The organism is Paractinoplanes deccanensis (assembly GCF_016862115.1).
GTDB lineage: Bacteria > Actinomycetota > Actinomycetes > Mycobacteriales > Micromonosporaceae > Actinoplanes > Actinoplanes deccanensis.
On sequence record NZ_BOMI01000001.1, the window covers coordinates 1 to 22,124 of the forward strand.

Sequence of the window (22,124 nt, forward strand, 5' to 3'; positions counted from 1 at the left end):
TAGGTGTCTCCCGGTCGGGTTACCACGACTGGAGGACCCGGCCGCCGTCAGCGCGGCAGACATCCGGATGCGCGCGGCGTCCCGCGGATGGATGATCACCTCGCTGAGCCCTCGACCTGAAAGCTGCCGTTGGTGACCCAAGATCGGGCGGCCGCGTAGACGGTGCTCGGCAGACCGGTAGACCCCGCCGAGGCGAGGCCGTGGGAGGCCTGGACCGCTGTGGCGCGGAGGGCCCGGAGCAGCTACGCGCTGTGGCCGATGTCGAACAGGTTGCCCTCGGGGTCGGCCAGCGTGGTCCAGACCGCGCCGTACTCGTCGAAGTCGGCGACGTGCTTCGCCCCGAGAGCGATCGCCCGGGCTACGCCGGCCGGCACATCCGGCGTGTGCAGGTCGAGGTGGACCCGGTTCTTGCCCGGTGTCGGGTCGTGTACCTGGATGAACATCAGCACGGGACGAGCTCCTTCCGAGCGCCCGACGGTGGCGAAGTAGGGCGACGATCCCTCGTCGACCGGACGGTCGAGCAGGGCGGCGTAGAAGTCGGCCAGGTCGGCGGCGTGGGTGCAGTCCACGGTCACATGGGCTATGTCAAGGGCGGTCATGTCGGTGCTCCTCACTGGATGGGCCAGCAGATCTCGGTTCGATACTGGTTGGGGTCGTCTGTGTGGTCGGGTCCGACCAGATAGATCTCGACGACAGGATCAACGAGTGCGGTGTCGTGCTCGGCGACGTGGCTGCCGAGCTGGCCGTACGTGAGATCGCAGTCGGTGTACGGTCCCGCGTGCAGGGCCACGGCGTATCGTCGTTGCGCCAGAACGATGAACCGGTCGTCGCTGGGCAGCGCCGACCCCGGCAGTACCGGCACGAACGCCACGATGCGGCCCTCGTCGCGTTCGAAGAACTCCGACGAATAGGTCGCGCCCGCCGGGCCGGCGGGATCGATGCCATGCTCGGCGAGGATCCCGTACAGCCGGGGAAAGGCGTGACCGCACCACGCGGCAGTTCCGGCCCGGGTCACGGTGGCCTCGAGGGCCAGGACCGCCGACGCCGGCGCGACGCGGTGGGTCACCGGGATGATCAGCTTGGTCCGTAGCAGCCGCCGCAGCGACACCACCACGTCATGCGTACGAGCGAGCTCCGCCTCCATCCGGTCCAGATGCCGGGCCAGCACGTCCTCCCGCTTGTCCGCGTCTGGTTCGGCGAGCACGCCACGGATGTCGGCCAGCGGCATGTCCAGCTCGCGCAACCGCCGGATGAGGTGCGCGTCGCCGACCTGCCCCGTGGCGTACCGTCGGTGGCCGGTCATCTCGTCGACCGCATGCGGCACGAGCAGGTCGATCTCGTGGTAGTACCGCAACGTCTTCGCGCTGAGGTGGCACAACCGGGCGAACTCGCCGATCGCGACTCCCTGTGTCATGCCCCCAGTCAAGGCCTTCCAGTAGCGGGAAGAGCAACACCGCGCCGGACGCAAATCCGAATCTTGGCTCTGCCGGTCGGCCTATCGGCCGCCGATGTCATGAACCTCGTACGGGTTCCGCCGCGACGACCGCCGCACCCGCGACCTGCCTAAACCGGAGGGTCAACGGCGATCCGGCCGGCACCTGGACGACTCAGTCAGTGAACGACTGACGAACCGATCGCGGAACGTGACTCCGCTCCAGGCCACAGCTCACCGTGCGTCGCAGATGTCGCTCGTCCACGGCCACGGACGGCGGCAGATCCGGATATTCGATCGAGGCGTTGTAGAGAACCGGGCATCATCGTGCGATGACTGACCGCAAGTCGGCGATCGTCCTCGTCGATGATCTCCGCTCGTTCGTTGACGGCCGTCCAGCCGAGGTAGCTCGCACAAGCTCAGCTGGAGTCGAGCTTCTCGACCGCCACCGGAGCCACCGGAGCCACCGGCTTGATGAACTCTGGCTCGATCATGATCTGGGCGACGATGACACCATCTGGCCAGTCGTGGAAGTCCTTGAACGCGCTGCCTTCGAGGGCCGGCCTTTCGACATCGGTGTCGTCATCATTCACTCGGCCAATCCCGCGGGCGCCACGAAGATGGCGCAGGTCCTCCGGCGTTGGAACTATCCGGTCCGCGTCGCTTCGGGTGACCCTGCGGTGGGCTACCTCGATGGAAACAGCTCCGCTGGATGACCTGACGTAATGCACCGACCAGAAGGCCGCTCCCCGGCAAATCCCGTGTCCGGTTTCCGTCGCACCTACTGACGAGTGGGAGACCCGTCAGAACCAAGTCCAGGGGCGAGCGAGTCGCCACAAACGCCCGCGCCAGCGGGCATGCTGAGGATGTAAGAAGACCTCGATATCCTCCAGCGCGTTGCCGGCAGTTCCCCTGACGTGGGGTCTGGTACGCGCCTGCCGAAGTGCGGCGACTACCCGGTTTTCGTCGAGTTGACCGTAAACCCTCGCCAAGTGCCCAAGGCAAGTAGCGGCGAGCGCCTGCACTTGGCGGTCATCGTGGTCCAGCAGGCTCAAGTAAAGATCTTGCGACTCCCTCCAGTCGCCATCGCCGTATAACGCGCACCCCACCATGGCATCGAGCGCGCCGCTGACGTCATCGCTGTCCAGAGCAATCCGCACCGCAGCTGGCGTGGCCGGCGGAGGGTTGTGAAAGGTGTGGTGCTGATGGCTCATGGACACATTCTTGATCGTCTCCCCCTCGGCGAACATCCGCTCTTCGGCAGATCCGCGCGCTGACTCCCCGCAGCTTCATGGCAGCTTGGACCCGAAGGTCAACAAGCTCGAAAGCGGCCGCCGCCACGACCGGGGCACATTCGAGTGCGCCGGTTTGACGAAAGCCACCCACCGTCAGAGGCCGCCACAGTCAGGCCCGCGCCCAGATCGCCTCGCCGTCGGTCAGGTGGAGCTCTCGGGTGCAAGCGGCCGCAGCCTCCGGGTCGTGGGTGGCGAAGACGACCGCTACGCCCCTGGCGGCCTCGGCCTTGAGGAGTTCGAGGACTCGCTGGCGGTTGGCGGCGTCGAGCTCGCTGGTGATCTCGTCGGCCAGCAGGACGTTGCCGCGCAGGGCGAGGCCACGGGCGATGGCTGTGCGCTGCTGCTGGCCGCCGGAGAGTTCCTCGATCAGCTGGTTGGCCTGGCCGGAGAGGCCCAGCGGCTCCAGCGCCTCGGCGGTGCGGCGGCGGGCCTCGGCGGGGGTGCCGCCGGTGGCTACGACGGCCACCGAGATGTTCTCGGCGGCGGTGAGGATGGCGGCCAGGCCGTTGTCCTGCGGGATGAGCACGACGCCGAGGCGGACCGCGTGGTCGCGGTCGACCAGCTTCTCGCCGTCGACGAGCACCCGGCCCGTTACCGGCGTCAGCAGGCCGGCCATGGCGCTGAGCAGTGTGGTCTTTCCCGCGCCGGATGTGCCGGTGACGGCGAGGATCTCGCCGGGCCGGGCCTCCACCGAGACGCCGCGCAGCACGGGGGCGTCGCTGCCCCAGGCGATGTCCGCTTCGTCGACGCTGAGCGTGGTCATGCTTCCTCCTCACACCGCGATCCAAAGTAGGTGATCCGCGCCGTCATGGTTTGATCCGGCGGCGGAGGTCCCGCCCGGTGGCCAGGGCGACGGCCGCCAGCAGCGCGAAGACCGCGAGCACGGCCACGGCGAGCACCCACGGGCGGGGCCACGACGGCAGTGGCAGCGGGGGCGGGTCGAGGCCGGCCAGCGGCAGCGCCCAGCCCGTGGCCGCCCAGGCCGCCAGGGCCGTGATGCCGCCCGTGACCGCCGCGATGGCTACCAGGGCCGGGTAGGTCCACAGCGTCGCCCGGCTGACCGTTGCCTCGTCCAGGCCCTGGGCGCGCAGCGCAGACAGGTCCTCGACGCGCCGGCCGCGGTCGACCGCGGCGGCCAGGACCAGGGCGCCGCCGGCCAGGAGCAGGGCCAGGGCCGCGGCCAGGGCGTGGAACCACAGGGCCAGGGCGGGGCCCTGCTCGTCGAGCTGGCGGGCGATCTGGGCGGAGCTCTCGTCGGCGACGACGGTGAGGCCCTGGGCGGTCAGGCGGTCGAGGATGTCGGCGGGGGCCTTGTCGTTGAGCCACACCTCGGGGCGCAGGGCCACCGCGGCGTCCGTCGACAGGCGGTCGGCGTACTCCAGGTCGGTGAGGGTTGCCTGGGAGCCGAGCCGGGGCACCGACGGCAGGTGGGCCACCACGGTGACGGGTGTGGGGGCGCCGTCGAGACCCGCCGTGGTGTCGCCGGGTGGGTCGCCGCCGGCCACCGCGACCGGCAGGGGGTACGGCGCGTCCACCGGGTGGATCCACGCGCCCTTGGGGAGGCCGCCCGTGGCGTCGACGTCGATGCGCAGGCCGGCGGGGGTCGCGGACAGCTTGCCGTACTGCGGCATCCGCCAATGACCGGCGGAGGGCAGGGCGGCCCCGTTGAGGCTGTGGACGACGAGGCTGCCGGTCACGCCGACGACGGTGCTGCCGATGGTGAGCTGGAAGCCGTTGACCCGGCAGCCCTCGGCGCAGACGCCGACCCGTTGCTGGTAGCGCCAGCGGCCCTCGTGCAGGTCGCCCAGCTGGACGACGGTGTCGCCGAGGCCCTTCAGCGACGAGACCGCCACGTTGAGCCGCAGCTCGCGGCCGCGGACGACGCCGGTCGCGGTGGCGTCGATCGTGAGGTCCTGGCCGTCGGCCGTGATGGGCTCGGCCGCGGCGGGGCGAAGCTCGCGGGCCACGTCGGCCGCGGGTGTGGCGCCGGTGGGCCAGTTCGCGACCGCGGCGAGGCGGGTGGTGTCGACGGCGATGCCGAGCGGCTCGGTGGCCTCGTTGCTGGGCAGGCGGGCGGCGGCCATCGCGAACTTGCGGTCCGGGTCGATCTGCCGCACGGCGTACAGAAGCTGGCTCCTGAAGACCGGCTGCACGGAGACCACCCGGGCGGCGCCGACGCCGAGATGGGCCTGGACCGTGCGGCCCCGCGCGGCCACGTCGATCGCCGCCGTGGCATATCCGGCGACCGCGACCGTCGCCACCAGCAGCGCGAAGAGCCGTTGCGCGCCGGGGCGGCGGGACAGCTGGAAGCCGGCCATCGCCGGGCCGATCCGGCCGGTGGCGAGCGCGCGCGAGGCGTACCGCGTCACCAGCGGAAGCAGGGCACGGGCCGTGAGCAGGGCGATGGCCAGGACGACGAAGGCCGGCGCCAGCAGGCCGACCCCGTCGAGCTCGCCGCCGGAGACCGCGAGCTGCACGGCGGCGAGCACGGCCAGCAGGATGACGACGGCCTCGACGGCGACGGCACGCGCGCCGTTCGCGGTGATCGGGTTGCGGCGCAGGAGGGTGGCGACGGGGCTGAGCAGCTGGCGGCGTTGCGCCAGGACCGCGGCGCCGAGGGCCGCGAGGGCGGCGATCGGGGCGTACCGCAGCGAGGCCCAGCCGGGGTCGACGCCGACGCCGGGGAAGCGGGCCGCGGCCACGGCGTTGACCAGGAGCTGCCCGGTCAGGCAGCCGGCGACGGCGCCCGCGAGGATCGCGACCAGGCTCTCGCCGGTCGCCAGCCACCAGCGGGTCCACCAGCGGCTGCCGCGCAGCGCGACCACCGCCAGCTCGGGCTGGCGGCCCTGGGTGCCGTAGCCGACGGCGAGGAAGATGCTGAAGCAGGCGAGCAGCACCAGCGGCACGGCGAGCACGGGCACGAGCAGCCGGGCGGCCGAGCGGCCCGCGTCGATGCGGTCGAGCAGCGCGGGCATCGAGGTGGTGATGGTGATGCCGGGGCCGAGCTGGTTGGCCGAGGCGGTCAGCTCGGCGAGGCCGGCGCGCAGGTTCTCGAGGTTGTCCACGGTGAGCGCGCCCGGGCCTGCGGTGCCGTCGATCGCCATCTCGGTGGGGCCGGGGAAGAACGCGTCGAGCGTGACGCTCGCGGCGAAGACCGGGTCGAGGCCGCTGAAGTAGCCGTGCGTCCCCCAGTACGCCTCGGTCTGGTCGGGCACCTCGTAGACGCCGGCGACGACCAGGCGCTTGGGCAGGCCGTCGGCCAGGTAGAGCGGCTGCCGCGGGTCGTCGTTGAACTTCGCGAAGGTCAGCGTGACCGGGTCGCCGGCCGCGAGCCGCAGCCGCTCGGCGGTGCGCGCCCCGATGATCACGTCGCCCTCGCCGATCAGGCAGCGGCCGGCGACGATGCGCACGTGGGCGCAGACGTCCTGGCGGAACACGACAGTGGACGGCTCGCGGTTGTCCGGCTCCATGCCGATGGTGGGGAACTGGGCCGAGTAGACGTAGCGGAAGTCGGGGAGCTTCAGCAGCGCGGCGCCGATGTTGGCGAACTCGGGGCCGCCCGAGTCGGCCCGCTTGTCCTGGGTGCCGGCGACGATCAGGCCGCGCTCGGCGGGGGTCGCGGTGGCGATCTGCCCGGCGGCGACGGCCCGGTCGGCGGCCACCAGGTAGGCCGGGGCGGCGACCGCGGCGGCCACCGCGAACAGCGACAGCAGCGCCAGCGTGACGGCCTGGCCGCGGCGGCTCCAGACCATGGCGAGAACCAGAGAGATCACCGGCCCAGCTCCCTGAATCGCAGCCCTCTGACGAGCGGAAGAACGGAGAGCCACGCGGTAAGGCCGAGCACCGCCAGCGCCAGGAGGCCGGCCAGGGCCAGCGAGGCGACGCCGAGCGGGTACGGCGGCGGCAGCACGTCCCAGCCGTCGGTGAAGCCGGGCAGGGCGGCGCGGGCCAGCGGCACGGCGACGGCCGCCGCGATCAGCCCGGTGACCAGGCCGGCCCCGATCAAGACCGCCGGTCCCGCGTACGCGGTGACGACCGCGACCCGGTCCGCCAGGCCCTGCACCCGCAGCGCGCGCAGCTGGTCGAGCCGGGTGCGCCGGTCGACCGCGCCGGCCACCGCCACGGTCGCCGCCGCCAGCAGCAGCGCGGCGCCGCCGGCGAGCAGCGCGAAGCGGGCCACCGCGGCGGGCGCCTGCTCGCCGAGCCGGTCCGCGCGGCGGCCGGCCGAGTCGTCGCTGCTGATCACGAGGCCGGCCCGGCGCAGCGCGTCGACGGTCCCCTCCCCCGCGCCCGGGGCGAGCCACACCTGGAACCGGCCGGCCGGGTTGGCGTCGGCCGCGATGAGCCGGGTGGCCTCCAGGTCGGCGAGCACGCCGGCGCGGCCGAGGACCGGGAGCACCGGAACCGTGCCGACCACCCGCACCGGCACGGGGGAACCGCCGAGCGTGGTGATGCTCGGCTCGGCGAGCTGCCACTGTTGCGGCGTCGGGCCGGCCAGCACGACCGGCAGCGGCAGGGGCGTGTCCACCGCGTACACCTGGACGCCGACCGACGGCAGCTCGGCGTTGTTGTCGTCGACCGCGAGCCGCAGCGCGCCGTCGCGCGCGGCGATGTCGAGGGCCGCGCCGGCCGTGCCGGGACGCCAGTGGGCGATGTCGCCGAGGCGGGCGGCGTCGAGCACCACCGCGTCCGGCCCGGTCTGGGTGAGGCCGCGCACGGTGACCGCCGATCCGGGAGCCGCCGGCGAGGAGCGGCCGTTCGCGTCCGGCGGGGTGGTGAGCTGCCAGCGCACGACGCGGCAGCCGGGCTCGGCCGTGCAGCCCGGCACCGGGGCCGACCGGGTCTGCTCGCCGCGGGCCAGCGTGCCGAACGAGACGGTGACCGGCGCGCCGGTGGCGTCGTTCTGGAGCACCAGGGCGAGCGCGGACGGCGCGACGCCGTCGTAGCGGAGGCGGGCGGTGACCCGGCCGCCGGTGACCCTCGGCAGCGGGTCGGCCGTCGCGGCGGGGATCGGCAGGCGCAGGCCGGTCACCGCCGCGAGCCGGGAGGTGTCGACCGCCAGCAGCGTGGGGTCGACCACCGCGGCCATCGCCTTGGTCCCGCCCGGGTCGGCCTGGCGCACCGCGCGCTGCAGGGACGTGCGGTTTGCGGTCTCGACGCCGAGCACCCGGGCCGCGCCGAGCGACGACTCGCTGCGCTCCTCGCGGGCCGTGCCGTCGGCCCGCCACGCGCCCAGCGTCGTGGCGAAGAGCGCGACCGCCACCACGAGCAAGGCGAAGACCCGGTCGCTGCCGGGCTGGCGCGAGACCTGGACGGCGGTGAGGCCGAGCCGCAGGCGGCCGGTGCGCACGGCCGCCCCGCCGCCGCGGTCGGCGACCCGGCCGAGCAGCCGGGCCAGCAGCAGCGCCACGGCGAGCGCGACCAGGGCCGGGGCGACCAGGGCGAGGCCGCTGTCCGGCGCGCTCGACCGGGCCTGATAGACGGCGGCCACCGCGACCGCGAGCAGCAGCAGGTCGGCGAGGCCGGCCCGCCAGTCGCCCCGGCCCGCGCCGGTCTGGCGCAGCAGCGCCACCACGGGCAGGCGCAGCACCAGTCCCTCCACCGCGGCCAGCACGAGCAGCCCGCCGGCCAGCACGGCGCCGGCCGCGGCGAGCGACAGCAGCAGCGCCGCCTCGCGGTCGGCGGCCGTGCCGACCGGGCCGGCCAGGAGCCGGGCCAGCAGCCAGCCGAGCGGCAGGCCCAGCACGGCGCCCGCGCTCAGCGGCACCAGGTGCTGCCCCCAGGCCAGGCGCAGCATCCCGCCGCGGGTGCTGCCGCGCAGCTTGAGCAGGGCGGCGTCGCCGCGCCGGTCGCGGCCCGTGTACCGGCCGGCGAGGCCGATCGCGAACCAGGCCAGCACGAGGATCTGGGCCATCGCGACGGCCACGCCGAGCCGGATCTCCGCGCGGTTGCGGGCGATCGTGTCGAGCAGCGGGCCGGTCAGGTTCACCAGCCTGAGGTCGTCGACGGCGAGCCGGGCGTCGGCGTCGCGCAGCACCGCGCCGAGCCGGTATCCGCCGTCCCCGCGGATCAGGGTGTCGGGCACCTGCAGGTCGTACGAGAGGGTGGGCTCCCAGAGCTGGCGTGCCTGGAACGTCGCGAGCGGGGTGAACGCGGGCTCGAGACCCGACTCGGCCTCGAAGAGCGGATTGCTCCAATAGACGCCGGACGGATCGGTCAGCGTGTAGCGGGCGACGATCTCGACGGTGATCGGCTCGCTGCTCGGGGTGGCCCGCATGACGAGCGTGTCGCCCGCGTCCAGGCCCAGCTGCTGCGCGGAGGCGTCGCTGACGGCGACCTGCGAGGGCTGGTCGGGGCAGCGGCCTGCCAGGCGTACGTGGCCGCAGAAGTCGTCGCGGGTGGCGATGGCCATGGTCGCCGTCTCGCCGCCGAGATTGACCGTGAGCGGCAGCACGGCGCCGGTGATCGGATCGGGCGGTGCCAGCGGGAGGCGGCCGCGCACCGCCGAGGCGAGCTGGTCGAGGGCGGCCTGCGGGTCGCCCCGGGTGTCGGCGATCTGGCGTACGGAGACGATGCGCTGCTCGGCCGGGGCGTCCGCGACGTTCGCGGCGGAGGCCCGGGTGATGCTCGCGTAGCCGAACCACGGTCCGGCCGCGGCCACGGCCGTGGCGATCGTGGTCAGCGCCAGGACGGTCAGCACCTGGGCGGTGCGGGTCCGCACCGCGCCCCAGATGAGCGCGAACATGTTGTCTCCCCCGTGTGAATCACACGGAGGTTACAGCCAGCCCCGCCGCTTCAGGGAGATGTAGAGCCCGCCCGACATCAGCACGATGAGCGCGGTGCTGAAGATCCAGCCCCAGAACCGGTCGTAGCCCGGATAGGGCAGGTTCTGCCCGAAGTAGCCGGTCACCGCGGTCGGCACGGCCACGATCGCGGCCCACGCGGCCAGCTTGCGGGTGACGTCGTTGAGCACGTTGCCCTGCTCGGCCAGGTCGGCCTGGAGCAACCCCTCGATGCGGTCGCGCAGGTGCTCCACCTGGTCGACGGTGTGCTTGGCGTGGTCCTCCACGTCGCGGTAGTACGGCATCAGGTGCTCGCCGACGAGCTTGAGGTCGGCGCGCATCGCCTGGCTGACCAGCTCGGGCATGGGCGCGATGGCCCGGCGCAGCGCCGCGATGGTCTTGCGCAGGTCCATCGCGTGCAACCGCACCGGCCGGGGCGCGCCGCCCTCCTCGAGCAGGGCGTCCTCGACGCTGTCCATCGCCGCGTCGAGCCGCTGGGTGGCCGCGTAGTGCCCGTCGACGACCACGTCGAGCAGGCCGTAGAGCAGGAACGCCACCCCGTTGCCCTCGCTCAGGTCGGCGTTGGCGTCCCACCGCTCGACGAGGCGGGTGGTGTCGCTCGCCGACTTCCGCACGGTGATCAGGGCGCGGTCGGTGACGAAGACGCTCAGCTCGGTCTTGGTGATGCCGGCCGCGCTGTCGGCGGCGATGTCCACCCCGTACACGTTCAGGAAGATGTGGCTGGGATAGCGGTCGAGCTTGGGGCGCTCGTGGTCGGCGAGGGCGTCCTCGACCGCCAGCGGGTGCAGGCTGAAGGTGGCGGCGACCGCGGCCAGGTCGGCCGGCTCGGGGTGCAACAGGTCGAGCCAGAGCACCGCGCCGGGGTGCCGGTCGAGCTGAGCCTGGGCGTCCTCGCAGGGGAAGCTCTCGGCGACGACCTTGCCGTTCTCGTAGAGGCGGGTCGCGGTGGCGGGGGAGGTCACACTGCCACTATGCCCCGGCGGGGTGGGATATCCACTTACCATGAGCCGTGACCTGGCTCGATGATGTGCTGACGACCTTCTACACCGCCAAATGGCAGGTGACCGCCGACCAGGCGATCTACTGGCGCGAGATCATCGGCAACGCGTTCGGCCTCGGCTCGGCCCTGTTCGGCCTGCGCCGCAGCGCGTGGGCCTGGCCGGTCGGCATCGTCGGCAATGTGTTGCTCTTCACGGTCTTCATGGGCCAGGCGATCGGCAACGATCAGGGCACGCCCCTCTACGGCCAGGCGGCCCGGCAGGTCTTCTTCCTGATCGCCAGCGTCTACGGCTGGTGGCGCTGGCACAGCAACAGGGTGCGCACGCACGGCACGGCGGTCCAGCCACGCTGGGCGACACCACGACAGAGATTGCTGTACGGGGGAAGCGCGCTCGTCGCGGTGATCGCGTGCTTCTTCGTCTTCCGCGCGGTCGGCGCGGGCTTCCCGGTGCCGTGGTGGTACTACCTGGCCGACTCGTGGATCTTCGTGGGCTCGATGCTGGCCACCTACGCGATGGCGCGCGGCTGGGTCGAGTTCTGGCTCTGCTGGATCGCCGTCGACCTGGTCGGGGTGCCGGAGCTGCTGCACTTCAAGTACTACCCGTCGGCGGTGCTGTACGCGGTGTACGCGGCGTTCGTGATCTGGGGCTTCTTCGTGTGGCTGCGCATCTCGCGCGCGGAGACGCCGGCCCGCGGTGGCACCCTCGTACCGTCGGTGAGCGGTTGACCCCTTTCCTTCCGGCTCGTCCGCTCCTACGGTCGGTGGCGTGCTCGTCACCGACCCGCTCGCGGCGCTGCCCGACGTGCTCCACTGGCCGACCGAGACCCTCGACCGGCTGATCGCCGAGCTCGCCGACCCGGCGCTGCACCCGACCCCCGCCCACCGGCTGGCCCGGGCGTGGGCGCTGGGCGCCCGCTTCGACCGCGACCACGACCCGGCGACGCTGGCGGCGGCGCTCGCCGACTACGCGGCCTCCACCTATCGGGGGCCGCGCCGCGGGACGGTCGGCCGGTTCCTGGCCCTGCGGCACCTGCGCGCGGCCATGCACGGCCGGCCGGCCGACCTCGGCGCGGTCCGCGCGATGGTGGCCGAGGCCGGCGACGACCCGGTGCTGCCCGGCAGCGCCGCGCTGCTGCTGGCCCTGACCGACGTGGTCGCCGCGTTCAACGACGACCCCGCGTACGACCGGGCCGAGGCGCTGCGCCGGCTCGACGAACTCGCCGAGACGTTCCCGCCGGAGACCGAGCTGAGCGCGCTCGTCCCCACCATGCGCATGGCGCTGACCGTCAAGCGCGGCGCGGACCGCGGCGCCCTCGCCGACGCGGCGGCGGCCGCCGAGCACGCCCGGATGCTCCTCGACAGCGACGACCCCGACCCGGAGCGCCGGGCCGCCGCGGGCGTCATGCTCGCCGGAGCCGAAGGGCTGGCCGCCGCCCAGCACGGCGACATGGACACGGTCACGGCCAAGCTGATGGCGGTGACCGACATGGCCGGCAGCATGCCCGCCGGTCCGCAGCGGGCGGCGATCCGCCGGCTGATCGCCGGCGGCAGCGGCGACGAGGAGGGCGTGCAAGCCGACGAGCCCGGCCTGGCCGCCGGCGAACGGGCCTGGCGGCTGCTGCTCACCGCGATGAGCATCCTGCGGCCCGCGCTCGACCGGCAGGACGTGGCCGAGGTGGGCCGCGGCGTGCGGGTGCTGCGCGAGGCGGCCACGGTGGCGCCGGCCGACTCGCCGCACCGGGTGACGATCCTCAGCATGCTCGGCCAGATGCTCACCGTGCAGAGCGGGCTCGGCGCGGGACGGCCGGCCCTCGACGAGGGGATCCGCCGGCTCACCGAGGCGCAGCGCGAGGCGGGCGGGCCGGCCCACCCGGTGTGGCCGACCATCCTCATGCCGCTCGGCATGGCCCACCGCGCGGCGGGCCGGGCGGCCCTCGGCCGCGAGACGGGACAGCGGGCGCTGCGCGGCCACGCCTGGTCGGTGCTGCTCCAGGCGGGCAGCGAGGACGCGGCGACGGCCGCCCGCGACGCGGCGGTCAACGCCAAGCTGGTGGCCCGCTGGTGCCTGGCCGACGGCGACCCGGCCGGGGCGGTGGCCGCGCTCGACGCCGGGCGCTGCCTGATGCTCTACGCCACCACGGTCACCATGGACATCCCGTCGCGGCTGCGCGGCCTCGGCCGCACCGACCTGCTGGCCCGCTGGCTGCGCGACTCGTCCGACGCCGACGTGCGCGGCGAGGTGCTGGCCGCCCTGACCGGCGGCGAACTGACCGAGGCGGCGGTGCCCGACGTGCTCGACCCGCCGCCGCTCGACGAGGTGGCCCGAGCGCTGGCCACGTTGCGGGCGGACGCGCTGGTCTACCTGCTGCCCGCCGACGACGAGGGCCCCGGCGGCGCCCTCCTGGTCGCGGCCGACGGGCGCCGGCCCGTGCACCTGTCCCTGCCCGGCCTGACCACGGCCGGCCCGGTGGCCCACCACGTCGACCGCCTCGGCTCGCGCGCCGCCGCGACGCCATCCCGGGGTCCCCTTCGCCCTTCGCTGGACGCCAGCCACTCCCCTTTTCCGGACATTTCGCCCCGCGACGCCGGCGCATCGGACGAGCCCGTCGCCGAGGACTGGCGCTCGGGGCTCGACGCGCTGTGCGACTGGGCGTGGCGGGTCGCCATCGGCCCGCTGCTTTCCACCCTGGACGGCTGGCGGATCGGGCGCGCCCCGCGCCTGGTGCTGGTGCCGATGGGCGACCTGGCCGCCGTGCCGTGGCACGCCGCCCGCGACCGGGACGGCACCCGCGCCGTCGAGCTCGCCACGTTCTCCTACGCGGCCTCGGCCCGCCTGCTGTGCCAGACCGCCGAGCGCCCACCCGTGCCGGACACCGCGGCCCTGATCGTCGCCGACCCGACCGGCGACCTGCCCGCCGCGCGCGCCGAGGCGGAGGCCGTCCGCGCCGCGTTCTACCCCACGGCCGGCTTGCTGCACGAGGCGAGCCCTGACGCCGTACGCGAATGGCTGCTCTCCGGCGGCGGCTCCGTGCTGCACCTCGCGTGCCACGGCTCGGTGCTCCGCGGCATCGACGGCTCCCACCTCCGGCTCGCGGGCGGGCGCCTCACCGCCCGCGACATCCTCGCCGCCAAGCGCGTCGCCTCGGTCGGCCTGGTCGCCTTGGCCGCCTGCACCACCGGCGTGCCGAGCGGCGACTACGACGAGGCGTTCAGCCTGGCCACCGCGTTCCTGGCGACCGGCGCCCGCAGCGTGTTCAGCTCGCTGTGGCCGGTGCCGGACGACACCACGTCACTGCTGATGTTCATGGCGCACCACTACGTGCGCTCGGCGGGCAAGCACCCCGTCGACGCCCTCAACCACGCCCAGCGCTGGATGCTCGACCCCGGCCGTTCCGTCCCGCCGGCCATGCCGCCTCAGCTCGCCCGCCAGGCCCGCGCGATGACCACCCCGGACGTCGCGGCCTGGGCCGGTTTCACGCACCACGGCTGGTGACCGCCACGTCCGATTCCCGCCAGATCGTGGGGTGGGTCCGCCGCTAGCGTGCGAGAGATGAGCTGGACCGCCTACCTGACCTATCTGACGTTCGCCGTCGTGGTGGTGCTGGTGCCGGGCCCCGACTTCGCGGTCGTCGCCGGCAACACGGTGTCCGGCGGCCGCACGCGGGGCATGTGGTGCGCCGCCGGCGTGGCCTCGTCGAACGCCGTCCAGGGCGCCGCGGCGATCATGGGGCTCGGCGCCCTGGTCGTGCGCGCACAGCCGGTGTTCCACGCCGTCAAATGGCTGGGCGCCGCCTACCTGGCGTACCTCGGCGCGCGGTTGCTGTGGTCGGCCGCCCGCGGCCGATACGAGGCGCCCGATCCGGCCGCCGAGCCCCACGCCGCGCGGCGCGGATGGCGGCAGGGCTTCCTGTCGAACATCACCAACCCGAAGGTGCTGCTGTTCTACGTGGCGGTCCTGCCGCAGTTCCTGGGCCCGGACGCGGGGGTGCTGTCCTTGGCGTTGTTCGCGCTGAGCCACGCCGTGCTGTCGCTGATCTACCTGCTCTCGCTGACGGCCGCGATGCACCGGGCCCGCGGGTGGCTGACGCGCGGGCGCGTGCGCCGCTGCCTGGACGCGGTTACCGGAACTGCGATGCTCGGCTTCGGCGCGCGGCTGGCCGTCGCGCAGCGATGAGCCGGCTCGGATGCCTTGGCGCCTGTTTGCCGGCTCGGGCGCCCTGGTGGGCCCAGACTTCCCGGTGGGCTCAGACTTCCCGGTGGGCTCAGACTCCCTGGTGGGTGAAGCCGGCCCAGCAGAGCGGCTCGGCGAGGCGCGGGCTCGTGGCGTGACGCACCAGCTCGGCGGGCATGGTCGCGGGCACGGACCGATCCGGGTCGATCATCCAGAGCTGCGCCCGGCGCAGGGCGTCGGCGGGTGCGCAGCGGTCCACGTTCAGATAGTGGTGAACCAGGAACATCAGCAGCGACGTCTCCTCGTCGGGCACCCGCCACAGCGAGCCGAAGACCGTCCGGGCCCCCGCCGAGAGAAACGCCGTCGCCAGGCTGAACGCCTCGTCGTGGCGGGCACCGACGACCCCCGTGGTGCAGGCCGCGAGGAAGACCCGCTCGATCTCCAACTCGGCCGTGCGCGACGCCTCCAGCAGCTGCCGAGCGGTCAACTTGCCGCCGGCGAGCCGCAGCCCCGTGTCACCGGGCCGGTCCGGGTCGGCCTGACCGTGACAGGCAAGGTGCAACAGCGACGGCCCCGGCGCGGCGGCCGCCACCCAGTCGAGCACCTGCCGGGCCGTTCCCGAGCCGTCGGCCCGCCCCAGATAGGCACCGTCCGGATAGAACACGTCCCCGATCGCCCGCGCCTCGGCCCCGGCGAACGGCAGGTCCCCCGTGGGATCCCCGACGACCAGCACGGACTTCACCTCACGCGGCGTCTCCCGCGCGCTGCGCGCAAAGGACCGGCCCGAGACCGCGTACGAGATGACGGCCTCCTCAACCGCATACCGCCGCCGCCCGTCCACGAGCCGAAACGCCGCATGCCACGGCACCGCCGCCAGGGGCCCGGTCGGCACCAGAACGAGCCGGACCGGACGCCCCAGCTCCCACTCCTGGACGCGCCGGAGCAACGGGCCCATCGCGGCCGCCCACGCCCACCGGCAAAGCTCATCTGGTGCTTCCGGTGCCGGGCTCTCATCGGCGACGGGGCCGGCGTCGCGGCCCGACACACCCCTGGAACGAACGTTCTGTCTTGCGCCGGTGGCCACAGCACCCAGGTCGGCGTCGCCTTCCACACCGGCGCCCACCCCAACGGCAGAACGAACGTTCTGTCTCTCGCCGGCCGCGACACCGAGGCCGGCATCGCCCGCCATGCCGGCAACAGAACGAACGTTCTGTCTCGCGTTGACGGCCGCCGCGCCAGAGCCGACGCCAAGGCCGAGGTCGGGGCTGAGGTCGGGGCTGAGGTCGGGGCTGAGGTCGGGGCTGAGGTCGGGGCTGAGGTCGGCGCCGGAGTCGAAGCCGAGGCCGGGGCCCGGGCCGAGGCCGATCTCTCGCGATGCGCCGGGGCCGTGGATGGCGGTGTTGTGGCGGGTGAAGGCGGAATGCCGGTCGACGCGGAGTCCCGGCAGGATCATGACGGCGATGTCGCGGTCGGCGGGGACGATGACCGCGGCGCCCGGCTGGTCGTCCGCGGTGGGGAGCAGGTAGACCAGGGCGTCCGCCGACGCGGTTGTCAGGCCGGCGCGGATGTCTTCGGTGGAGGCGAACTCGGGCGTGGCCAGGTGGAGCACGTGCAGGGCCTCGGAACGCAGGTCGTCGGGGACCTCGAAGGCTCGGTCCCCGGCCCGTAACGCTCCCCCGGTGACCAGGTCGCGGCCGTAGCCGGCGGAGGCGCGCCAGCGGTCGGCGAGGTCGGGGCGGCCCGCTGCCGTGAGGCGCTGGGCGATGGAGCGGGAGCTGGTGGCGGCCTGGAGCATCAGGCCGCGGCCCGCGTCGAGGGCGGCCACCAGGTCGTCGCGGGCGTCGTCGGCCAGGCACCAGCCGGCGACCCGGCGGGCCATGGCGCCGGCCTCGGCCGCGGCCGTCACCGCGTCGTCGGTGCCGGCCTGGAGGAGCACCTGCCAGGAGAGTCCGTGCAGGCCGCGCAGACCCCACAGGCGGGACTCGGCACGGTCGCCGCCGTCGCGGTGGCGTAGGGCCTCGGCTCGGGCCAAGGCGAAAGCGGGCCACTGCGGATGCTCCGGGCCGCCCACAGTGGACATGCCGCCGGTGGACCAGTGGATGACCCGGGTGGCGGCCGGCTGGTCGCCTGGCTCGTCGCGGAGCAGGCAGATGCCGGCCTGGCAGCCCATGCCCAGGGCCACCAGCTCGTAGACGTGGCCGCGGGGCACGGCGGCCAGCACGTCGTCGACGCGGGCGAGGCATTCGCGGAGGGTGGCTACGTCGTGGCGGGCCACGGCGGCGGTGAGGGCGGCCGGCAGGACGCGCAGGGCCAGGCCGGCCGCGGCCACGTCGCCCGGGGGGATCGGGGTGCGGTCGACCGGGCGGTAGACGCCGTCCAGGCCGGACATCGTTGACTGGATCATGGTGAGGAGCGGGGTGACCGTCTCGCGCGTGGTGGTCGAGAGCGGCGTGCCGCGCAGGCGTTCGAGCATGGCGGCCAGTTCGTCGTGCACGGCGTGGTCGCCGTGGCGGGCTCGGTCCAGCAGCTCAAGGGTGTCCGCGAAGATCATGGCCTCCGGGTCGCCGCTGTCGCGCAGCTGGTCGACGGCGGTCCGCAGCAGGCGCAGGTCGCCGCCCTGGATCGCCTTGGCGGCGAGGAAGACCGGCGTGATCCGCTGGAGGTCGGCCCGGGCCTCCTCGTCGTCCTCGCCCTCTTGCAGTGGCTTCAGCAGCTCGTCGAGGCCGTCGCCGGGCGCGCCGCCGCCGCTGCGTGCCCGCTCGGCGTAGCGGGCCAGCGCCTCGACCGTGTCGAGCCGGCGGTCCAGCTCCGGCGGCTTGTCGGCGAGGGTGCGGCCGAACGCCACCATCTCCAGGATCCAGCCCGAGTCGATGGTCTCCGGGTCGCCCTGGGAACCCAGGGTGGCCGCGAGCACCATCATGATGGCGAGCAGCGCGCGCTCGTCATGCTCGCCCGCGCCGGTGCCGAAGACGGCGCGCGCCTCGGCGACGTGCCCGGCCATGGCGCGCAGGCTCGACGGGTCGCCCTCGTCGCCGGCGTTCCCCAGCTCGATCATGACGCCGAGGCGCTCGCGGTGGGCGGTGACCAGCCATTCCGGTGACGGCGGATCGGCCAGCCCGCGGCCCATGCAGTCGGCCGCCCGCCGCAGGTCCGCCAGATCCGGGGCAAGGGCATGGCGCACGCGGTACGCGAGACTCAGGATCCACCAGCACGGCTCCCCCTCGGCCGCCGCGCGCTCCAGCAGGGCGATGCCCTCGGTGACGTCCGCGACGGTGGACCGGTGCTCCGCCCGCTCGGCCAGCAGCCGGCCCAGGTCGGCCATGCCGCTCGGGTCGGGCACGTCGGCGAGCGCGATCCGCCAGTGCCCGACCGCCTGATCGAGGTCCGGTTCCTCGGCGAGGACGTCCCAGCGCTCCTGGTACGCGCAGGCGAGCGCGTGGTGCACCGACGGGTTGCCGTCGTGCACGCCGCGCAGGCCGGCCGCGATCGCCCGGTCCGGGTCGGGCTCCGGCAGGTCGAGGTAGAGCACGCACAGGTCGGCGCAGGCGTCCGAGAAGTACGGTCCGCCGGGGTCGGCCGCCTCGACGGCCGGGGCGAGCTCGGCGACGGCCGCCTCGAGGTCGCCCGGCTCGCCGGTCAGCGCCGACACCCGCGCGAGCGCCATCCCGTAGGCGAGCCGCCCCTCGGCGACGGCGGTAGTGATCTCCGCGGCGATCAGAGCGATGTCGGCCACGGCAGCGCGCGCCAAACCCACAGCCACGTCCGGCCCCGCCGCGGGAAGCAGCGCCGCGGAAGGGACAGACGCGGGAAGGGAGGGCGCGGAAAGAGGAGACGCGGGAAGGGAGGGCGCGGGAAGGGAAGACGCGAGAACGACGCGCGCCCGGTGTGCGTGCGCCAGCTCGATCAGTTCCTCGTCGCGGAGCTCCCCCGGAACGAGCGCGTCCGCCGCCTTTCGTCCATAACGGACAGCCGAGTCCCACGCCGCCGGTTCGCCGGTGCGCAGGCCGCGCTCACGGTGGATCAGCGCCAGCGCGTGCAACCACCAGGCCGGCCCGTCGTCGTCGCCCGCCGCGATCGCCGCCTCGTAGCAGGCTGCCGCGCGTTCCAAGTGCGCCAGGTCCGGGTCCTCGTCGTAGCGCTCCAGCCAGTGGTCGCCGAGGTCGCCCTGGGCGCTCATGACGACACCACGGTGACCACGCCGATCGAAGCGGCCGCCCAGTCGTACGCGTCGTCGGGTCCGGCCGCGCCCGCCTCGCGGGTCATCGCCACGCGGGGCAGCACGCCGCGCCGGGTGACGTCGCCGAGGCGGCCCTGTTCGAAGGGGCGGGCGCTGAACTCCTCCTCGCTCACGATGAGCTTGAGCCAGTCGCGCACCTGCCGCCCGGGTGCCGGGGCCGCGCCCGCCGGCAGCCGGAACTGCACCTGCTTGCCCTCCAGCGCCGCACCGGTCAGGCCGGGCCCGACGAACGCGCCCGGGAAGAGCGAGGCGTGCACCCGGTATTGCTCGGTGAGGTTGAGCAGCACGCAGTAGAGCGGCTGCTCCGTGGTGTTGTGCAGCCGCACGAGGACCGTCGGCGCCACCGGGACGCCGTCGCGCCACGCGTACCTCAGGTGGACGAGGCCGTCCGCGCCGGGAACGATCGGGTCCCCTCCGGGCGGCACGATCTCCAGGCGCACGGCGCCGGCCAGCGGCGATCCGGGGTTCTCCAGCGCCTGCACCTGGCGCCAGCGGGCGATGTGCTCGCCGGCGCGCACGGTCCGGCGTACGACATCGGCGGGGTCCTCGCCCAGGATGTCGGGGGCCACCGCGATGCCGCCCGCGCCGAGGAGGCGGAAACCGCCCCGCGGGAGCGCGCAGAACCGCAGGTCGGGCACCCCGGAGTCGGTCGGGCGGGCGACGCGCAGGAACGGGGAGGCGTCCGCGAGCGCGGCCATCTCGGCGTGGCCCGGCACCTCGACGGTCAGCGCCGGCTCGGGCAGCTCGGTGACGACGACCGGGTATTGCCGCGCGGGGTCGGGCTGCCAGCCCTCCGGCTCGACCACCGAACGGTCGACCGCCACCGCCGTCACCCGCGCGGAGCGGGCCGGGCCGTCGCCGGCCACCGCGACGCGCAGCGGGCCCGGCCACGCGGGCGGCATGCCGTGGCAGCTGCCCGCGTCGATCTCCCAGGCGCCGCGGAGCGCTCGCATGGTGATCGCGGAGGCCGCCGCGCGCAGCGCCCCGCCGAGGAACGGCTGGTCGGCCGGGACGTCGCCGGACAGCTGTGGCGCCTGGAACTCCACCTTGTCCTCGACCGCGCAGCGGGCGGCGGCCAGCAGCTCGCGGTAGGTGGCGTGCGGGCCGAGCTGGTTGAGGGCACGCAGCAACGCCCAGCTGAAGACGCCGTGGTTCACCCCGTCGATGGGGAACTCCTGGGCGAGCTGGTCGGCGCGGCAGGCGGCGAGCAGCACGAGGCGGCTGCTCGGCGGCAGCGCGTCCCACCCGGCCCGCAGCTCCGGGATCAGGCTCTCGGCCTTGGGCGCGCGGGCGATCGGCAGGGCCCGCCGTGCCCGCGCCGCCGCCTCGGGGATCTCGCCGCGGACGGCGCCGCCCGCGTGGCAGCTGTCCAGCACCGCCACGACGTGGCAGCCGGTCGCGGCGACCTGGTCGAGGAGCACGGAGAGCTCCTTGTCGTACAGGTCGGGCACGTCGCCGTCGCGGGAGTCGGCGCAGATCAGCGTCTGCATGAGGCCGCCCGGTTCGCGGGCCCACAGCTCGGGCGGGACCGGCGCCTGCGAGCCGTGCCCGGCGTACCAGAAGACCGCGGTGTCCCCGGCCCGGGCGCGGCCCAGATGGGTGCGGATGCCCGCGATCACCGCCTCCCGCGTCGCCGCGCCGTCGTGCAGTTCGAGCGCGTGCAGCCGGTCCTCGCCGGCCCGGGAGCGCAGGTAGGCCAGGGCCGCGACGGCGTCGTTGCGGCAGCCGGTGAGCGGCGTGATCACGTGGTACTGGTCGATGCCGACGACCAGGGCGTAGACCGCGCTCACGCGGCCGCTCCCGGCACGTAGATCCAGCCTCGCTCGCGGAAGCCCTTGGCCGGGATGTCGACGGTGACCGGGCGGAACGCCGCGGGCGGCGGATCGTCGATGGTGGACACGACGTCGGCGTAGAGCACGTCGGGCACGCCGAGCACGTAGTCGGCCGCCGGGTGCAGGCGCACCGCGTCGCGCAGCGGCTCGGAGTCGAGCAGGCGGTGCACCGCGGTCGCGGCCCGGCCGACCCACCCGTTGTCGGCCTCGCGCACCAGGCCCCGGTGCAGCGCGACGCGCAGGCGCATCCGGAGGTCCGCGGCCGCGTTGCGGGCGGCCAGCGCACCGGCGATGCCGTGGACCAGGCGGGGCACGGCCTCGGCCTCGTCGAGGCCGACCGGGAGCACGGTGAACTGGCCGTCGCCCTGTGGTTGCGGGGCCACCTGGCCGGCGGTCACCCCGGCCGCGGACCGGCCCTGCGCGAGGATCCGCACCAGATCGTGCTGGAGTCGCGCGGCCACCGCGGGGCTGTGGCTGCTGTAGCCGACGATGTCGGCGGCCATGCAGAGCCGGACGGCGGCCGCCCGCGCCGGATCGGCGCCCGGCAGCGGTACGGAGAACGGGATCCGCTCGGTGGTGGAGACGCGGCGGCGCACCGTGCCGGTCAGGTCGAGCGCGGCCTCGAACGCGCCGGTGAGCTCACGCTGCCCCGCGGGCACTTCCAGGACGGCGTGTACGCCGTATGTGCGCGGAAGCAGCGGCGTGCCCCGCCGGTCGCGGTAGCGCCAGCCGAACCGGGGGCTCTGCGCGCCCGTGGTCCAGGCCGGGGGCCGGTCGTCGCGCGAGCGCAGGCGGCCGAGGAGCGACGCCGGTGCGGTGCGCGCGGCCCGGTCGCCCAGCGGCGAGGCGATGCCGTCGGCGAGCACACCGAGCTGTTCGGCGCTCGCGTGCACCATCACGGCCGTGGCCCCGGCGGCGCCGAGGTCGACCGTGAAGCCCGCGCCCCCGTACCGGTATCCGTCGGGAGCCGGGTCGAGGTCGAAGGCGAAGAGCGCGCCGAGCCAGCGGGCACCGGCCGGCGCGGATCGCCGTCGCAGGGCCGGCGGCAGGTCGGCCTCCTCCACCGGATAGAGCAGCGGACGGCCGAATCGGACACCGACGCGCAACCGCTCGTCGCCGCGCGAGCCAGAATCGGTCAGCTGCGCGTCGGAAAGCACCTCATCCGTTCGTAGTAATTCGTCCAGATGAACGGAGGCGTCGGCGACCGTCAATTGATCGCGCTTTTCCGGGTACGGCATGGGCGGCATCCTTGCACGCCCGCAAGCGCACGGCAAGAATGCGCACGGTCCACAGTGATCAACACGTCGATACGGCGCTCATCAGGCACTTCGCCATCGATCAAGGATCCGAGAAC

The 22,124-nt window shown here is 74.3% G+C and carries 14 protein-coding genes; 4 read left to right on the forward strand and 10 right to left on the reverse strand.

All coding sequences use genetic code 11. The features are described 5' to 3' along the window. Positions 1-242: 242 nt before the first annotated feature. Both Ade02nite_RS00005 and Ade02nite_RS00010 read right to left on the reverse strand, forming a co-directional pair. The gene (locus tag Ade02nite_RS00005) at positions 243-599 is read right to left on the reverse strand and encodes a VOC family protein (RefSeq protein WP_203759197.1); all 357 of its coding nucleotides are present in this window, start codon (positions 597-599) and stop codon (positions 243-245) included. Between the two features lie 11 nt (positions 600-610). Next, positions 611-1,414 (reverse strand): MerR family transcriptional regulator, encoded by an 804-nt coding sequence (locus Ade02nite_RS00010; protein WP_203759199.1) that lies wholly within the window; start codon positions 1,412-1,414, stop codon positions 611-613. 350 nt (positions 1,415-1,764) lie between these two features. On the opposite strand from Ade02nite_RS00010, the gene Ade02nite_RS00015 reads away from it, so the two are divergent. After that, complete coding sequence (locus Ade02nite_RS00015; RefSeq protein WP_203759201.1) at positions 1,765-2,148, forward strand: cyclic-phosphate processing receiver domain-containing protein; 384 nt, start codon at positions 1,765-1,767, stop codon at positions 2,146-2,148. Between the two features lie 87 nt (positions 2,149-2,235). Here the strand turns inward: Ade02nite_RS00015 and Ade02nite_RS00020 are convergent, their stop codons facing one another. From Ade02nite_RS00020 to Ade02nite_RS00040, 5 genes are all read right to left on the reverse strand, one after another. Continuing rightward, entirely contained in the window at positions 2,236-2,682 is a 447-nt protein-coding gene (locus Ade02nite_RS00020) for a hypothetical protein (RefSeq protein ID WP_239168397.1), read from the reverse strand. Positions 2,683-2,836: 154 nt separating this feature from the next. Further along, positions 2,837-3,490, reverse strand: coding sequence for an ABC transporter ATP-binding protein (locus Ade02nite_RS00025; protein WP_203759208.1), 654 nt, complete (start codon positions 3,488-3,490; stop codon positions 2,837-2,839). 43 nt (positions 3,491-3,533) lie between these two features. Beyond that, positions 3,534-6,500, reverse strand: coding sequence for a hypothetical protein (locus tag Ade02nite_RS00030; RefSeq protein ID WP_203759210.1), 2,967 nt, complete (start codon positions 6,498-6,500; stop codon positions 3,534-3,536). Further along, on the reverse strand, positions 6,497-9,472 hold the full coding sequence (locus Ade02nite_RS00035; RefSeq protein ID WP_203759212.1) for an FtsX-like permease family protein: 2,976 nt from the start codon (positions 9,470-9,472) through the stop codon (positions 6,497-6,499). Before Ade02nite_RS00035 ends, Ade02nite_RS00030 begins: the two co-directional genes overlap by 4 nt. A gap of 30 nt (positions 9,473-9,502) precedes the next feature. Beyond that, the gene (locus Ade02nite_RS00040; RefSeq protein WP_239168398.1) at positions 9,503-10,492 is read right to left on the reverse strand and encodes a magnesium transporter CorA family protein; all 990 of its coding nucleotides are present in this window, start codon (positions 10,490-10,492) and stop codon (positions 9,503-9,505) included. A 47-nt stretch (positions 10,493-10,539) separates the two neighbouring features. On the opposite strand from Ade02nite_RS00040, the gene Ade02nite_RS00045 reads away from it, so the two are divergent. From Ade02nite_RS00045 to Ade02nite_RS00055, 3 genes are read left to right on the forward strand one after another with little or no spacing between them, the layout of a single operon-like run. Then, positions 10,540-11,256: a nicotinamide mononucleotide transporter family protein gene (locus tag Ade02nite_RS00045; protein ID WP_203759216.1), complete on the forward strand. Its 717-nt coding sequence runs from the start codon at positions 10,540-10,542 to the stop codon at positions 11,254-11,256. A 40-nt stretch (positions 11,257-11,296) separates the two neighbouring features. Further along, positions 11,297-14,023 carry a CHAT domain-containing protein gene (locus Ade02nite_RS00050; protein WP_203759218.1) on the forward strand — a complete coding sequence of 909 codons (2,727 nt, stop codon included), beginning with the start codon at positions 11,297-11,299 and terminating at the stop codon, positions 14,021-14,023. Positions 14,024-14,080: 57 nt separating this feature from the next. Next, a complete protein-coding gene (locus Ade02nite_RS00055) occupies positions 14,081-14,704 on the forward strand; it encodes a LysE family translocator (RefSeq protein WP_203759219.1) in 624 nt (207 codons plus the stop codon). 88 nt (positions 14,705-14,792) lie between these two features. Here Ade02nite_RS00055 and Ade02nite_RS00060 read toward each other — a convergent pair whose 3' ends face one another. The 3 genes from Ade02nite_RS00060 to Ade02nite_RS00070 are packed head-to-tail and all read right to left on the reverse strand — an operon-like array spanning position 14,793 to position 22,008. Beyond that, a complete protein-coding gene (locus Ade02nite_RS00060) occupies positions 14,793-18,878 on the reverse strand; it encodes a CHAT domain-containing protein (RefSeq protein WP_203759221.1) in 4,086 nt (1,361 codons plus the stop codon). Beyond that, positions 18,875-20,728: a caspase family protein gene (locus Ade02nite_RS00065; protein WP_203759223.1), complete on the reverse strand. Its 1,854-nt coding sequence runs from the start codon at positions 20,726-20,728 to the stop codon at positions 18,875-18,877. The genes Ade02nite_RS00060 and Ade02nite_RS00065 overlap by 4 nt, the downstream gene beginning before the upstream one ends. Then, positions 20,725-22,008 carry a hypothetical protein gene (locus tag Ade02nite_RS00070; protein ID WP_203759225.1) on the reverse strand — a complete coding sequence of 428 codons (1,284 nt, stop codon included), beginning with the start codon at positions 22,006-22,008 and terminating at the stop codon, positions 20,725-20,727. Before Ade02nite_RS00070 ends, Ade02nite_RS00065 begins: the two co-directional genes overlap by 4 nt. Positions 22,009-22,124: the final 116 nt, after the last annotated feature.